Consider the following 16,114-nt stretch of genomic DNA (forward strand, 5'->3'; position numbering starts at 1 on the left):
TATCCCCCCGCACCCGGGAGAAGGGCATTGATCGCTCAGCGTGCCAGGACGCCCGGGTTCATCAGGCCCTTGGGGTCGAGCTGGGCCTTGATGGCATCCAGCAGCGCCAGCGCAGCCGGATCGCGGCCGGCGCGGTAGTCGTAGAACTTGCCCAGCTGCAGGTTGGCCGCACCGTGGGAACGCATGACGTGGGCAATCTGGCGCTTGAGTTTGTCCGCCGCCGCACGGGCATCCAGGTGCTCTCCCGGGCAGCCGATGCGTTCGCGGTGATCGACGTCCACGGTGCGGACGTGGAACGCGTTGTGGCTGTCCGGCCAGTAGATGCACGGCTCGATCAGCGTGGTCTGCGCGCCGACGCTGGACATCAGCGTGCCGATGAAGATCCCGTGCCGGTCCATGGTTTCCTGCTCACGGGCGAACAGCGCCTGCAGCGCATTGAACACGGCCACCGACTTCGAATGCGGAACGATGGCGTGCACCGGCGCCCAACGCTCGCCCTGCGGGCCGAGCATGGAGTTCCAGGCGGCGAACGGGTTGGCCGCCATCATCTTCGGGATCGACGGTTCCACACTCTGGCCGAAGCTCTCCACCAGCTTGCGCGCACGCGCCACGCGGTCGGCCACTTCAGCGGCGCTGTCGCCTTCAAGGGTGATGTGCAGGGAGAACTGCTCCTGGTCGACGATGTCACGGCCCTTCACCGCCAGCTTCAGGCCGGAGATCAGCCCGCCTTTCTTGATGACGTTGGTCAGCGCCTTGACGTCGCTGGACAGGCTGGCGCGACGCATGCGGATGCGGGTCAGCGCCGGATCGAACGCGGCCGTTTCGCTGGCCAGGCCGGCGCGGGCCAGCGCGCTCAATGCGCCGAACAGGCCATCGGGGGTGCCGAACTGCCAGGACAGGTAATCGATGTGTGCGTGCTTGGGGATCAGCTTGAGCACGATGCGGGTCTTGATGCCGAGCAGGCCGCAATCACCGAGGAACAGGCCGGTCAGGTCCGGGCCGTACCAGCGGAAGAACGGCGACGTGTTGGCTGCAGCGGCCGAACCGGTGGTGAGAACGTCACCGTTGGCGGTGACCACCTGCAACCCCAACACCACGTCGGCCGAGCAGCCGTAGCGCGCCGAACCGTGGAAGACGGCGCCCTGCGACATGCCACCGCCGACGGTCGCATGCGAGCCGGACATCGGCCCGAAGTACGGCGTGCGTACGCCCTTGGCATCCAGTGCTTCCTTCAGCGCACGCCAGGTGACACCGGCTTCAACGACGACGTAGGCGTCCTCCAGATTGATCTCGACGATCTTGTCCAGCGAACCGGTATCGACCAGCACGCTCGGGCTGCGCGCGGCTGTGTAACCGCCGGTGTAGCTCATGCCACCACCGCGCGGCACCACCGCGATGCCGGCATCGGTGAGCTGCTTGACCGCGCCGGCCAGCTGCTGGGCGTTGCCGGGGCGCAGTACCGCCAGCAGCGGCTGGCCCTGCGAATAGACGTCGGTGGCGAAGTATTCCAGCTCGTTGGGATCGGTAACGATGTCCTTGCCCCAACTGACCTTCAGCTGGGCGATGACGTCTTGCGCGGTTGCAGTGGCGTTGCTCATGGGGGTCCTTCGGGATCAGGCGGACAGCGCGGCAGCGCGGCCCTGGAAGTCGGATTCGGAATCGGCGTTCACCTGCAATGGCACCGGCAAGGCACGCAGCCGCGCAGCCAGGCCCGGTGCGGTGGCATCCCGCAGCAGCGTGTGCAGGCGCGGGCCAAGCCGCAGCAGTTCGACCACGTTGGCATGCACGCATGCCGGCGACGGTGCATCAACGCGACGGCGTGCGTCGGCGCTGGGCGCCATCCACGGCCACAGCAGGTGGCGCTCACGCTCCCACTGCCACACATCGCACAGATAGCCACCGGCGCGGTCGATGACGGTGGTCGGTAGGTTGTCCAACAGCATCATTTGCTCGTCGGCATCGAGCAGCCATGGTGAATGCAGCAGTACGTTCTGCACGCGCGCGCCCAATGCATCGACCAGCGCCGGCACGTAACCGGCAGCGGCACCATGTGCTTCGATCAGCAGTGGTTGTGCGCCATCACCGCGCAGGGCGTCGAGCAGCGCCTGCACGACCACGTCGGCGCCAAGTTCGCTGTCGGTTTCGCAGGAAGCGCCATGACCGGGCAGATCCGGCAGCAGCCAAGCGCCTTCGCTGACCGGCAACTGCGCCGGCGACAGCGGGCGCGTGCCCGGCGCGTGCAGCACCAGATGCAGCGGACCTTCGCCGGCGCGTTCCCAGACGGCCATGTCACCGGCTGCGCTGGCGATGATGCGGCGTTGCCAACCTGCATTGGATGCATCAGCGACCGTTGCTTCAAAAACAGGCTCGACGGAGAGCACCTGCGCCAGCCACGCATCCATCTTCGCGTGCATCGCCGCGATGCCATCGTGCTCCTCGATCAACTGCACGTTGCCCGGCAGGTCGAGCAGGCGCGGCATATGCGCCAGCAGCGGGTCACCGTGGCGGAACACCAGCCACGACGGCATCTTCAGTTCGTTGAGCCAATGATGATCGTTATGACGGAACGCGGCGGCATAGCCGGCGCGGTAGGTGTCGCCCACGTCGAGCACGTCCATCACCGTCTCGCGCGTGCTTTCGGTGGTCTGCGGGGCGATCCGCATGGCCGCTTCGGCACGGCCGTCGTACCACGGGAAGTAATATTTCTGCTCGCGCATGCGCGACCACAGCCAACGCAGGTGAGAACCATCCCATTGCGGCACGAAGGGCGGCAGGTACGCCTCGCCATACAGCGCGCTTTCTTCCGGAGTGAAAGCGGCATAACCGTCGACGATCAGCGTTGCAACCTGTCGTGGATTTGCCCATGCCAGCCATGTGGCAATCAGGCCCCCCGTATGCATGCCGAACACGGCGAAGCGCTGCAGACCGATGGCGTCGACGAATTCAAGCGTGGCCGCGCCGAAGTCAGCAATCGTCATCGGGTTGCCGGGCAACGCATCGGAGTAACCGAAGCCCGGCGTGTCCGGTGCGACGACCGTGTAGCGGTCAGCGAAGCGCTGCATCATCGCGTGCCACATGCGCGAGTTCTGCGGCGACTGGTGGATCAGCAGCAGGGCTGGGCCGGTGCCGGCGATGCGGTAATGCACCTGGCGTCCGTTGACGGACACGAAGCGGCGTTGGATCAAGGTCATGCGTATTCCCTAAAGCCGTACCAGCGCCTTGCCCAGGTTGTCGCCGTTGAGCAGGCCGATGAAACCGGCTGGCGCGTTGGCCAACCCGTCATGAATGTGTTCGTGGTACCGCAGCGTGCCGTCACCGATCATCCGTGCCAGTTCGCCACGGCAGCGATCAAAATCCGCCAGGTGGTCGTACACCACCAATCCTTCCAGTCGTGCACGTGCGGCGATCACCGGCCCGAGATTGGGCCCGGGCGGGCGCTCGGCGCGGTTGTACTGGTCACTCAGGCCGCACAGCACCACGCGCGCATGCAGGCGCAGCAACGACAACGCAGCTTCCAACACGGCGCCGCCTACATTGTCGAAGTAGCCATCGACGCCATCGGGGCATGCGTTACGCAGCGCTTGCGGGAAATCCGCATCGCGATAGTTCACGCAGGCATCGAAGCCATACTGCTCGACCACGATGGCGCATTTCCGCGCACTGCCGGCGATACCGATCACGCGGCAACCCGCCGCCTTGCACAGCTGCCCCACAGTGCTGCCCACTGCACCAGCAGCGGTGGAGACAAGGATGGTTTGGCCGGGTTTTGGTTCAAGAATGCGGCGCACACCGGCCCATGCGGTGAGGCCTGGAATGCCGAGCACACCGACGGCAGTGCTGACCGGGGCCAGCGCGGTGTCCACGCGCGACACGACCTTGGCATCGAGTACCGCCTGTTCGGCCCAGCCGGTCAGCCCACTGACCACATCACCGGCGGCGAAGCATCCACTGCGATCTTCCACCACCGTGCCGATGCCATAGCCCGGCACGATGCTGCCCAACGGCGGACGCGGCACCGCATAACGCCCCCCCAGCTGCGCCCGCAGGAACGGATCCAGTGACAACCACTGCACTTGCATCCGCAATTGGCCATCACCGACTGCCGGCAACGGCAGCTGCCGGAGCTTGAAGTCCTGCGCCTGCGGCATACCCCGTGGAATCCGCCGCAGACAGACGGCCTGCATTGTTTCGTGCAGGCCGTCCATTGATCAGAACGCGTTGATGCCGGTCAGCTCGCGGCCGATCACCAGCTGGTGCACGGTCTCGGTGCCTTCATAGGTGATGACCGATTCCAGGTTCAGCGCATGGCGGATCGCGCCGTGCTCGGTGGTGATACCGGCGCCGCCCAGCAGGTCACGGCATTCACGGGCAATGTCGATGGCCAGCCGGCAGTTGTTCCACTTAGCCAGCGACACCTGCTGCGGCTGCATCACGCCGGCATCCTTCAGGCGGCCCAGCTGCAGCACCAGCAGCTGGCCGGCGGTGATGCGCCGGGCCATGTCGGCCATCTTGATCTGCGCGCTCTGCGTGGCCGCAACCGGGCGACCGAACAGGATGCGTTCCTTGGTGTAAGCCAGCACTTCGTCCAGGCAGGCGATGGCCGCGCCGATCGGGCCCCAGGTGATGCCGTAGCGGGCCTGGGTCAGGCAGCCCAACGGACCTTTCAGGCCCTTCACGTTGGGCAGGCGGTTGGCATCGGGCACGCGCACGTTGTCGAAGAACAGCGCCCCGGTGACCGAGGCACGCAGGCTCATCTTGTGCTTGATTTCCTGGGTGGTGAAACCCGGGGTGCCCTTCTCGATGACGAAGCCCTGTACGCCTTCATCGGTGTTGGCCCAGACGATGGCGATATCGGCCACCGAACCATTGGTGATCCACATCTTGGAACCGTTGATGACCCAGTCGCCGCCGTCTTTCACCGCACGGGTTTTCATCGCGGCCGGATCGGAACCACCGTGTGCTTCGGTCAGGCCGAAGCAGCCGATGACCTTGCCGCGCGCCATGTCCGGCAGCCAGCGCATGCGCTGCTCTTCCGAACCGTAGGCATAGATGGGGTACATGCACAGCGAACTCTGCACCGAGACGAAGCTGCGGATACCCGAATCGCCGCGCTCCAGTTCCTGGCAGATCAAGCCATAGCTGACGCCGTTCAAGCCGGCGCCACCGTACTGCTCCGGCAGCGAGCAGCCCAGCAGACCCATGTCGGCGATCTCGGGGATCAGCTCGGTCGGGAAGCGGCCCTGGTCAAAGCAGTCGCCGATGATCGGCAGCACGCGTTCATCGGTGAAACGGGCAACGGAATCCTGCACCGCACGTTCTTCCTCGCTCAGCAGCGAACGCACGTCGAACAAATCGTAGGGGTTCAGTGTCTTCAGGCTCATTACTGTCTCTGGAAGGCGCGTCCGCGCCCGGGAAGGTAGGGGATAAGGTAGTTCAATCAGGCCGAAAGAATTGCTGCAGCCGCACGCTCGCCCGAGCTGACGGCCGCTTCCATGCCCGGCACATGCAGTTCGGTCTGCTCACCGGCGAAGTGGATGCGCCCGAACGGGGTGTTGTTCCAGCGCAGGGTCTGCGCGAAACGGCCCGGGGCGATTTCCGAGAACGCGCCATCGGCCAGCGGGTCATTGCCCCAGCTGCGGGTCTCCAGCGGCTGCAGGGCGCCCTTGGATGCCGGGCGCAGGCGCTCCATGGCATCGATGACCCACGCAAAGCGGGCCTCGCGGTCGAGCTGGTCGGCCTGCTGCGCCCTGGCGCCGTTGAGCCAGACAATCAGGCGGTTGATCTCACCATCCCCGCCCGGCACTGCGAACACGCGCTGCAACGCGCCATCCCCCCACAACGACAGCGGCTGGCCGTCCTCTTCCCAGAACTTGCGGGTGGGATGCAGGTGAACCGTGGTGACCGCGTTGGAGCGACGCGCCGACCAGACAGCGCGCTGTTCGGCCGGCGGCGCCGGGTCGATGGCGATGCGACTGAGCGGGCCGCTGGGCAGGGCCAGCACCAGGTGCGCGGCGCGGAAGCGGCGACCATCGGCGCAGCGGACCTGCACACCACGGCCGCTGGATTCGACCCGCACCACCTGCGCGCCCAGCACCGGTGGCTGCGCCAGCGAGGCGGCCATGGCCTCGGGCAGCGCCTGACTGCCGCCCTGCACCCAACCGGTGCCGCGTGAACCGAACCGCCGCAGCGCATCGCGGCGCAATGCATCCAGCGCGCTGATGGTCTGCAGCGAGGAAAAACTGTTGCCGATATCCATCCACTGCAACGCCTGCGCTGACCAGCCCTTGCCGGCGATCAGTTCGGACAGTGGGATATCGAGAGTGAGATTGGCCGGGTCGCGCCAGCTGTCCACCGCCGGCAGGCCCAGTTCACCGATCGCGGTGGACAGCAGCATCGGCGGCAGCAGGCCATGTTCGCGGCCCTGCAGCGTATTGAGCGGGCTTTGCCCCCATTGCGGCGCCGGCACCAGCGCATCGCCCAGCACCAGCCCCAGGCCGGCAGCGGTGGGCAGGGCAGCCGACGGCGGCACGATGCCGACACCCACGCGCTGGGCGTGGGCATGCACGCGCGCGTAGCCGGTGCCTACTTCCACGCCGCCGATTTCAAACCGCAGGCCGTTGCGTTCCACGGTCTGCAGGCGACCACCGACACGCGGGTTGGCTTCCAGCACCGTGACCCGCGCACCACCGACTTCCAGCGCATGGGCCGCTGCCAGGCCGGCCAGGCCGGCGCCGACCACGATCACATCGCCGGCCAGTGGTGCTGCACGCAGCATGCCCGGGACCAGCGACAGTGCGGCCATGCCTGAAAGTCCTTGGATGAAATGGCGTCGTTGCATCGTTGTTTCCGTTCACTGACCAGATGAAGCCGTTGCTGTTGCCGTGCAGCGGGGGAACGGCGATCTGGCAGCACGCAGGCGGGGATGAAACCCCGCATGCCCTGCCAGACCGCCGACGTAGCGCCGGGATTTCGCTGCGCGTCATCCCGGCCCACGGTCCTGCTTTCTTCCTGTTGCGCCCGCTTAGAACTTGTAGCTGACTTCAACCCCGTACATGCGCGGCAACGACGGGGTGATGCCGAAGTCACGCAGGTTGCTCACCGCCAGACCGGTCAACGGCGGCACTGCCGGGATGGCGATGTAGGCATCCGGATTGATGGTGCGCTGCGCGTCTTCCGGCGTGCGGTCGTTGAATGCGTTGGTCACATAGGCCGACACCTGCAGCTGCTCGGTCGGACGCAGGCTGAAGCGGAAGTTGGTGCGCGTGGATGGCGCCAGGCTGGCCAGGTTGTCCACCTGCACGTAGCGACGGCTTTCGTAGGTGGTATCCATGTTGGCGGTGTACTGCCAGCCGTTGGCGAACGCACCGTCATACATCAGGCCCAGCGTGGCCTTGTTCTTGGGCACGCGTGGCAACGTGTAACCGGCTGCATTGGCAGCAGGGTCGGCCAGCGTCGGCGCGTTGCTGTCGGAGAACAGATCGGCCTGGTCCTGGCTGAGGAACTTCAGGATCTCGGCATCGGTGTACGAGTACGCCAACGATGCCAGCCAGCCCTTGGCGAACGCCCATTGGCTTTCCAGCTCGAAACCACGAATACGCGACTCACCGACGTTGGTGGTGTAGCTGGTGGCGAACAGCGAGCCGTTCTTGCGGATTACCGGGCCGGTTTCGGTCAGCTGCTGGTTGGTCCAGTCGATCTGGTACAGGTTGGCATTCACGCGCAGGGTGCCGTCCAGCCAGTCGCTCTTGATGCCCAGCTCGTAGTTGATGGCCTCTTCTTCCTTGAAGGTCTCCAGGCCACGCGCGATCAACGCGTCGCGCTCGGTTTCGAGGAAGTCGGCGCGATAGACATCGGTGTTGAAGCCACCCGGCTTGGTGCCCTTGGACACAAGTCCGTACAGGTTGATGTTCTCCGCGGCCTGGTAGCTCAGCGTCCAGCGCGGGGTGAAGCTGCTGAAGGTCTCGCTCAGCGCATAGGCCTGGGTGTAGATGCTGGAACCCAGTGCGCGCGTGTCGATGCCGCCCTTGCTGATTTCGTCGCGAGCGTAGCGGCCTTCCAGCGAGGTGGTCCACTTGTCGTTGATGTGCCAGTTGATCAGGCCGTAGATCGCCTTGTTGACGGTCTCATCATCCGGGTTGGTCGCGATGGTGGTCACCGACTTGTTGCCCGGCAGGACGAAGCCGGTCAGGTCACCGCCCCAGCCCGGCTGCGCCTGCTGGTGGTAGTAGTACGCGCCCAACATGCCCGATACCGCCAGGTTCTGGTCGGTGCTCAGGCGGATGTCCTGCGACCAGTTCTTCAGGCCGGTGTTGGCAAAGCTCTCAAACGCACCGCCGTAGCCGCGAATGGCGCTGTAGTCCTGATCGCTGGCCGAATAGGTTTCGTTCTTGTTGTAGGCCGACGTCGAGGTCAGGTTCCAGCCATTGTCGAACAGATAGTCCACGACCAGGCTGGTGCGCAGCAGGTCGGTCTTGCGACCGGAGAAGTAACCGGCAGCCTCGAATTCCTTGGTATTGATGGCGTAGTCGGACGGCGCCTTCAGATCACCGCAGTAGTAGCCACGACGGCGTGATTCGAGAATCGGATACAGGCCGAAGTACAGGCCACCGGTGTACTCCGGCAGGTAGCAGTTGAGGTTGTCGCTGCCCAGGCGCGCGGCTGCGAAATGCTGGTCGCGGCTCTTCTGCTTCATCACACGCGCGGTGATGTCCAGGTTGTCGGTCGGCGACCAGGCAATGGCAGCCATGCCGCTGACGGTCTCGGTACCGTTGAGGTCCTTCCTGCCCGATGCCTGGTTGTAGAACACGCCATCGTTGCCGCGCTTGTTCAAGCTGATGTCGTAGCCGAACGAGCCGTCATCATTGCTGCCGGAGTAGAACAAGCCCATCTTTTCCTGGCCGTAGTTGCCCACGCCCAAAGTCACCTTGCCGCCCGGCGCGCTGCCCGGACGCTTGGTGATGAAGTTGACCGCGCCGGAGAACGTGCGGCGGCCGAACGCCGCAGACTGCGGGCCACGGATCACTTCCACGCGCTGGATGTTCTCCAGCCCGTAGCTGGAGATATCACCTTCCACATAGACGCCGTCGATGAAGAACGAGGCGTTGGACTCGCCCTGGATGTTGGACATGCCACGGATCACCGGGCGGTCGAAGCCACGGCCGTAGCCGGACTTGAACGAGAAGCTCGGCGACAGGTTGGCGATGTCACGCACATCGTTCAGCCCTTTCTTTTCGATGGTCTGCTCGGACATGGCGGTGATCGGCAGCGGCATCTGCTGCAACGGCTCGGATACGCCTCGCGCGGTCACGGTGATCTTGTCGAGGCTGGACACGGCGTCATTGCTGGCTGCCTGCGTTGCACTCGATGCTTCGGCGGATTGTGCGGCGGCGTTGTTCGCACACAACAGCAGCGCGAAGGCAATCGAGGCGCACAACAGGTCTGGCTTGATGGTCTTCATGGGTTTACCGACTGGAGGTTGATCGGAACTGCATTGGGAGGTTGGATGCGCCGTCGCTTGGGGGAGGGATCCATCCTGTGTTTCCGTACTTCAGTCCTGCTTCTGCTTCGCCGCAGCGCCCTGCTTGAGCTGCTTGTAATAGCTCCAGCTGGTGACATTGGGTTGCACCCACGTTTCCGGCGCGCGGGCGTATTCCGGGTAACGGCTGCGCACCAGTTCCTGGACATCGGCCGGCAGCTCGTTGACCGATGCACGCTTGTTGCCCTGCGCGATGTACAGCAGGTTGCCCGGGCGCATGCCCAGCTTCATCCACGGCAGCCAAGGGCCGATGCGGGTCCATCCATAAGTGACCGGCACGCTCTTCAGTGCAGGGTTTTCCAGATCCGCGCGCGGCGCGAAGAACATGAAGTGCTCCGAGCCCATGTAGGTGGGGCCACTGGATTCAGCCGGGAATTCATCCGGCTGCAGCGGGTTGGGATAGGCCAGTGGAATGTTGAGCGTCAACATCACCTGGTCACCGGCTTCCACCCACGGCATGTGGAACGGACGCCCCGGGGGATTGAGCACGGTGTTGACCGGGTCATTGGCCACCTGCACCACGTCGTTGCGCTCACCCGACAACGGGTTGTCCCAGCTGTCGATGATCTTGCCGGTCTTCAGATCGCGGTAGAACGTGAGTTCGCGCGTGACCAGGCGCCACACACCGTCGGCCTGCTTTTCGGCGCGGCAGATGTTGTAGCCCTCAAAGCCCATCAGTGGCGCCGCCTTCTTACCGGGCTCCTGCGCGAACAGCGTGCCGGCCCACCACAGCAGTTCTTCCTGCGCAGGGTCCAGCGAACAGCGCAGCTTGACCATCGCTTCAACGCTGCCTTGTTCGGACTGCAGATCCAGCGCTTTTGCCTGTGGCGAAAGTGCAATTGCGGCAACCAGCAAAACCGATGACATTCGAATCACGTGCAATCCCCCGTTTGAGTGGAGCCTGGACAACCGCCGTGCCCCTTGCCCCGGACCATGGCCGGCAGGGCTGCCGACGCGGCTAAGATGACATATAGCTATATCATTAGGACATGATTGTCCAATCATTCGTAATACCTTCGTCACGGAGGCCGTGGTCCTGCTGGCTGGACTGAAAGCCTGTCCCGGTGCGGCGTCGGCAGAACTGCGCAAGATGTTGCTTAGCAACACAAATTCGCCCCTAACCGGTGCGAAATGGCACTGGAATTTTGTCCGGACATTTGAGAAGTTCGGGAGCAGGCGACATGTCGCGAAATAGCCGGGGGATGAATGCGCACCGCCATTACAGAAAGCAGAAAAGGTCTGGTCCGGGCGCTTGACCGTGTCCGGATCAACATGACATATAGATATAACTTTAGAACCTACTTCCCCTGTCCCCAGGAGTCGCCATGAGCCAGCAAGCCCTGCCACCGAGTTGGCAGCACGTCGGTCGCCACGCGGTCTTTCCCGAAAGCACGCACGACGACACCGCGCGCTTCGACTTCCTGGCCAACCTCAACGGCTACCTGGCCACCCAGCTCAGCCCCAAAGTGAAGGTCGCTTACGAGCGCAGGGTGAAGCCCGCGTTCGAGAAGGAAAAAGGCCGCGCACCGGAAACCCGCCACGAAGTGCGCAAGGCGATGGCCGGTGACGCCGTCTACCAGACCTGGAGCGCCCTGCGCCGCAGCAGCATGGAAATGCGCCAGCAGGCAGGTCGCGGCCTGGTGCTCAGGCAGGTGGATGCGCTGATCGAAAAAACCCGCGCACTCAATGCAACCGATGACGGCCTGCAGCTGGATGCATCCTTGAAAGTGCCGCGTTATTCCAGCGCGGTGGACATCCATTGCATGCCCGGCGGCTACCACACCGAGCTGCTGGCCGATGATGTATCCGCCGCCGCCAACTACGACTGCGGCATCTTCGCCACCACCGGCGGCATGCTCGGTCGTTACAACGACGGCGGCGGCCAGGCACTGGCGCAATGGCTGAAGGAACAACATCCGCAGTTCATGCCGCGCCGCATCCTTGATGTCGGCTGCACCGTCGGCCACAACATCGTGCCGGTCGCGCAGGCCTTTCCCGATGCCGAAGTGATCGCCATCGACGTGGCCGCACCGATGCTGCGCTACGCACATGCACGCGCCCGCGCACTGGGCGTGAACAACATCGTGTTCCAGCAGGCCAACGGCGAGGCGCTGGACTACCCCGACGGCCACTTCGACCTGATCACCACCGCGATGTTCTGGCACGAGAGCTCGTCGAAGGCGATGCCGCGCAAGCTGCACGAGATCAACCGGCTGCTCGCACCGGGCGGACTCACCGCGCATCTGGAGCAGCCGCAGTACCACGGCATGGACCCGTACGAACAGTTCATCCGTGACTGGGATGCGTACAACAACAACGAGCCATTCTGGAGCGTGATGCACGAGTACGACCTGCGCCAGATGATGGCTGCGGCCGGCTTCGACGCCGAACGCTATTTCGAAACCAAGGTACGCGGCGTGGTCGACCGGGACATCTTCCCGGTGGCCAGCGAGAGCGGAGAAGACCACGGCCGCGCCGCGCTGTGGACCATGTTCGGAGCGTGGAAAGCATGAGCAGCATCGACCCCATCGCCCTGGCCGGCAGCCGCGCCCGGGGCAAGCGCCCGTACTTCTTCAAGGACCCGGACGTGGAGCGCGTGCTGTCCATCGCCATGGCCATCGCGATGGAGAACGCAGTCACCCACCAGCGCCTGGACGCGCTGGAGCGCCTGATCGAGCAAAAGGGCCTGCTCAGCCGCGAAGAGCTGGACCAGTTCCGTCCGGATCGGGAAGCAGAAGCACAGCGAACGCTGTGGATGAAGGAATACATCGCACGGGTGCTGCGCATCGTGCAGCAGGAAACCGAAGCGTTGGAAAGCGGTGCTATGGACGTGCCGATGGAAGAAGTCATGGATGAACTTCGCGACCAGTAAGGCGCCACGCGCGTCGCCCATCAAAGTTCACACCAAGGAAAAGCACATGACCGATCTGCAGAAACACATGCCCTACCTCGCCAAACATGAAGGCGTCTGGGACGGGATGTACCGCTACTACGACGCCAACGGCGACAAGATCGACGAACACAAGTCGCGGCTGGTCTGCCGCATCACCGGCGATGACCAGGCCCCTTACCATCAGACCAACCACTACAGCTGGGCCGATGGCAAGACCGAAGTCCGCGACTTCAAGACCACCTATTCGTTCGGCCGCATCATCTTCGACAACGAGCTGATCTACGGCTGGTGCACCGAGATTCCAGAAGACGATCATCACCGCACGCTGATGCTGTATTGGCAGCGCAAGGGCGAGGACGGGCTGGAACTGTACGAAATGATCCAGCTCTCCGACGACGGGCAGCTGCGCAACCGCATCTGGCATTGGTACAAGAACGGCGTGCTGGTACAGCGCACCCTGATCGACGAAAAGTTCGTCAGCCGCGATTGGCAAAAGATCACCGGCCCAAGTTTTTCGGGTGAGGCGATCTAATCAGCTGCTGGATCCGATTCGATTCGGCCGGATGACATGCAATGCAATTTCGGGGCGCCGCAGCGCCCCGCGATTGTTTGAGCACTCGACCGCTCAAGCCCCTCTCCCTTTGCGGAGATGGGTTGGGGAGAGGGGAAGCGTCCAAGCAAAAGCCAAAAAGCCCCCCTCATCCGCCCCTCCGGGGCACCTTCTCCCGCACGCGGGAGAAGGGAGCTTTCGGTCAATTGACTGAGTCTCGGATCCGGCTGAGCACCTTCTCCCGCGCGCGGGAGAAGGGAGCTTTCGGTCAATTGGCTGAGTGTCGGATCCGACTGGGTACCTTCGCCCGCGCGCGGGAGAAGGGAGCTTCCGGTCAATTGGCTGAGTGTCGGATCCGACTGGGTACCTTCGCCCGCGCGCGGGAGAAGGGAGTTTCCGGTCAATTGGCTGAGTGTCGGCTACGGCCGGGCACCTGCCCGCGCTCACCACCTGCCCCACTACACACAACATCAACCCGCCGCTCCAACCACGAGGCAACACATGAGCAATTCCCGCAGACACTTCCTTGGCAGCGCCGCAGGATTGGCCGCGTTGGGCGCCGTCGGCCCGGCCTTGCTGGGCACCTCGGCACCGGCACAGGCCGCGATGGGCAAAGGCCCGGATGCATTGAACGAGCGTACGGACGGCACCTACGACACCGTTGAACTGGCCAAGCCGGCATGGACGCTGGGCCTGGTGCAGTCGCGCGTGCACAGCTTCGACGCCCGCGAATGGAAAGCAGGCACCAAGCGCAACCTGGCGCATATGCTCGAACTGATCGACAAGGCGCATTACCACGCCAAGCCCGATCTGCTGCAATTCCACGAATTCCCGCTGACCGGCTGGCGCAAGTGGACGCGCGATGAAATCCTCAAGTTCGCCATCACCATTCCCGGCGCGGAAACCGAGGCCATCGCACAGAAGGCACGGCAGTACGGCACATGGATTGTATTCGGCGCCTACGCCACCGACCCGGACTGGCCGGGCCACGTGCTGTCGATCACCACGATCATGAACGACAAGGGCGAGATCGTGGACAAACACTGGAAAGCGCGCAACCTCAAGGGTGCGTTCCCGGATTTCGAGCTGTTCACCACGACCACCTACGACGTCCTCGACCGCTACGTGGAAATGTACGGCCGTGACGCCGTGGTGCCGGTCACGCGCACGCCGTTGGGCAATCTCTGCACCAGTTCCACCCAGCGCGAGCCGGAGCTGTTCCGGGCGATGGCGTTCAAGGGAGCCGAGGTGTTTCTGCGTACCGCTTCGGGCGGCTTCTCGGAAATGGATGTGGCCGCGTGTGCCATGTACAACGGCGTCTACTCGTCCATCGTCAACAACTCGATCTCGCCGGACAACGGCCCGTATTTCGACGACCCGGGCTCAGGTGGCACCGCCCTGTACGATCCGACCGGCAAGGCCATCGCCGAAGCACAGAGCAAGGAAGAAACCCTGGTGCTCGGCCGCGTGCCGATTGCCGAACTGCGCGCCCGCAAGCGCCAACCGGTGGTGCACATGGATCTGTTCCGCGACGTCTACGACACCTACCAGAACGCCTACCCGCCAAACCTGTGGTCCGAATACCTGCCCACTTCACTGGAAGATGCCGCGCGTTACATCCGCGGCAAGTCGCGCTGGAAGTAAGGCCGTGTTGCTTCGCCCCCTTGCCCGACGGGGAAGGGGGCAGCATCAACACCGGCACCACCGGCGGATCCGGGTAGAGTCCAACCCATCCCCCAACCCCGGGTTGCACCATGCCTGCTTACCTCAAAGCCGCCCTGATGCTGTGCTGGCTCGTGGTGCTCATCTACTGGGGCGGGAGCGCGCTGCATGCCAAACCCGTCGCACGCAACGAATCACGTCGCAGACAACTGCTCGCGTACTGGCTGCCACTGGCCGTCGCGGTGTTTCTGCTTGGCCCTGGCCACTGGTTTGGACACAGCTGGCTGCGCGAGCAGTTCGTGCCGCACTCCACAACGGTCTTCGCCATCGCGCTGTTGTTGGGCGCGGCCGGTGCGGTGGTGGCCATCTGGGCCCGTCACCAGCTTGGCCGCAACTGGAGCGGCAATGTCCAGATCAAGCAGGAGCACGTACTGATCACTAACGGGCCTTACGCCTGGGTACGGCATCCCATCTACAGCGGCCTGTTGCTGCTGTTCTGCGGCACGGCACTGATGGTCGGTGACTGGCGCGGAATCATCGCGGTGGCAATCGTGTTCACTTCATTCTGGTTCAAGCTGCACCAGGAAGAACGTTTCCTCGCCCGGCATTTCGGCGCGCCCTACCTCGACTATGCACGGCGCACCAGGCGGCTGATTCCAGGCCTGCTCTGAAAGAAATCGCGCCCTCACGCACGTCCGTCATCGTTCTCGCCGCCACCACGGCCAGCGCCGTAGCCCAGCCCGGCGCCCATTCCCATACCGGCACCCATGCCTCCCGCGCCGCCGCCTCCACCGCCCTTGCCAGCGCCACGTTCCGCGTCCTTGGCGCCGCCTCCCTTGCCGCCGCCACTACTGGCCGGGCGCGATGGCCCCTGCCGCGGGATCGCCACGCTCGGCGAAATCGTGTCCAGGTCGAGCACCTTGCGGATGAAGTCGCGCAGCGACACCACCAGCTCGGCGGTGTGGATCGGCCGTCCTTCAACCATGTCCGTGGCAGCGCGCGCCGCCAACCGCACCTGCTCCTCGGTGCCAAGCAGGATCACATCCGACAGCGCGCCCTCCACCGCATCACGGATGCGGCGCGCGCGGTCGCCAGCTTCGCCCTGTCCCACCTGTGGCAGCAGCACCGCCTCCTCGGCCGCGGCGACCGCCTGCCCGGCGGCCAGCGCAGCTGCACGCAGCCGCAACTCCCGCAGGTGGCTGGGGTCCACGCTCAGGTTGCCGGTGAACGAGCCGCCCAGCGTCTTGTAGGCGGCGATCAGGGTCTTGAGCCGCTCGTTGATCTGCCGGTTGGCCGCCTCGCGCTTCTGCTGCACTGCCTGCATGACCAGCAGGCGGATGCCCACGCCGATCAAGGTGATGATGGCCAGGCCGACCAGGGTCGAGAGCAGGCCCTGCCATGAGCTGAAATCCAGACCGCGCATCGGAGCTCCGCATGCTGCAGGCGCACATCGACGCCGAGACGTTCATCGTAC

General features: G+C 64.4%; 13 protein-coding genes. 5 read left to right on the top strand and 8 right to left on the bottom strand.

The genetic code is table 11. The annotated features are described in order from the left end of the window. Nucleotides 1-35: 35 nt before the first annotated feature. The 7 genes from ABB26_RS11545 to ABB26_RS11575 form a co-directional block, all read right to left on the bottom strand. On the bottom strand, nt 36-1,598 hold the full coding sequence (locus tag ABB26_RS11545) for an FAD-binding oxidoreductase (RefSeq protein ID WP_057634255.1): 1,563 nt from the start codon (nt 1,596-1,598) through the stop codon (nt 36-38). Between the two features lie 15 nt (nt 1,599-1,613). Beyond that, nucleotides 1,614-3,191, bottom strand: a complete 1,578-nt coding sequence (locus ABB26_RS11550; RefSeq protein ID WP_057634257.1) for an alpha/beta hydrolase — start codon at nt 3,189-3,191, stop codon at nt 1,614-1,616. Between the two features lie 9 nt (nt 3,192-3,200). Then, nucleotides 3,201-4,205 (bottom strand): zinc-binding dehydrogenase, encoded by a 1,005-nt coding sequence (locus tag ABB26_RS11555; protein WP_083490795.1) that lies wholly within the window; start codon nt 4,203-4,205, stop codon nt 3,201-3,203. Between the two features lie 3 nt (nt 4,206-4,208). Then, the gene (locus ABB26_RS11560) at nt 4,209-5,381 is read right to left on the bottom strand and encodes an acyl-CoA dehydrogenase family protein (protein ID WP_057634261.1); all 1,173 of its coding nucleotides are present in this window, start codon (nt 5,379-5,381) and stop codon (nt 4,209-4,211) included. Between the two features lie 56 nt (nt 5,382-5,437). Beyond that, nucleotides 5,438-6,838 (bottom strand): flavin monoamine oxidase family protein, encoded by a 1,401-nt coding sequence (locus ABB26_RS11565; protein WP_083490796.1) that lies wholly within the window; start codon nt 6,836-6,838, stop codon nt 5,438-5,440. A gap of 183 nt (nt 6,839-7,021) precedes the next feature. Further along, complete coding sequence (locus ABB26_RS11570; protein ID WP_057634264.1) at nt 7,022-9,457, bottom strand: TonB-dependent receptor; 2,436 nt, start codon at nt 9,455-9,457, stop codon at nt 7,022-7,024. A 90-nt stretch (nt 9,458-9,547) separates the two neighbouring features. Further along, nucleotides 9,548-10,402 carry a DUF1838 family protein gene (locus ABB26_RS11575; RefSeq protein WP_057634265.1) on the bottom strand — a complete coding sequence of 285 codons (855 nt, stop codon included), beginning with the start codon at nt 10,400-10,402 and terminating at the stop codon, nt 9,548-9,550. A gap of 458 nt (nt 10,403-10,860) precedes the next feature. On the opposite strand from ABB26_RS11575, the gene ABB26_RS11580 reads away from it, so the two are divergent. The 5 genes from ABB26_RS11580 to ABB26_RS11600 all read left to right on the top strand — a co-directional run bounded on the left by ABB26_RS11580 (nt 10,861) and on the right by ABB26_RS11600 (nt 15,311). Further along, nucleotides 10,861-12,048, top strand: a complete 1,188-nt coding sequence (locus ABB26_RS11580) for a class I SAM-dependent methyltransferase (RefSeq protein WP_057634266.1) — start codon at nt 10,861-10,863, stop codon at nt 12,046-12,048. Beyond that, complete coding sequence (locus ABB26_RS11585; RefSeq protein ID WP_057634268.1) at nt 12,045-12,407, top strand: hypothetical protein; 363 nt, start codon at nt 12,045-12,047, stop codon at nt 12,405-12,407. The genes ABB26_RS11580 and ABB26_RS11585 overlap by 4 nt, the downstream gene beginning before the upstream one ends. Nucleotides 12,408-12,453: 46 nt before the next feature. Next, nucleotides 12,454-12,960, top strand: coding sequence for a DUF3598 family protein (locus tag ABB26_RS11590; RefSeq protein ID WP_057634270.1), 507 nt, complete (start codon nt 12,454-12,456; stop codon nt 12,958-12,960). Between the two features lie 519 nt (nt 12,961-13,479). Next, the gene (locus ABB26_RS11595) at nt 13,480-14,622 is read left to right on the top strand and encodes a nitrilase-related carbon-nitrogen hydrolase (RefSeq protein ID WP_083490798.1); all 1,143 of its coding nucleotides are present in this window, start codon (nt 13,480-13,482) and stop codon (nt 14,620-14,622) included. Between the two features lie 110 nt (nt 14,623-14,732). Beyond that, complete coding sequence (locus ABB26_RS11600) at nt 14,733-15,311, top strand: methyltransferase family protein (protein WP_057634275.1); 579 nt, start codon at nt 14,733-14,735, stop codon at nt 15,309-15,311. Nucleotides 15,312-15,325: 14 nt separating this feature from the next. Here the strand turns inward: ABB26_RS11600 and ABB26_RS11605 are convergent, their stop codons facing one another. Further along, nucleotides 15,326-16,063, bottom strand: coding sequence for a hypothetical protein (locus tag ABB26_RS11605; protein WP_057634278.1), 738 nt, complete (start codon nt 16,061-16,063; stop codon nt 15,326-15,328). Nucleotides 16,064-16,114: the final 51 nt, after the last annotated feature.

It is taken from the genome of Stenotrophomonas humi (genome assembly GCF_001431415.1).
GTDB classification, from domain to species: Bacteria; Pseudomonadota; Gammaproteobacteria; order Xanthomonadales; family Xanthomonadaceae; genus Stenotrophomonas; species Stenotrophomonas humi.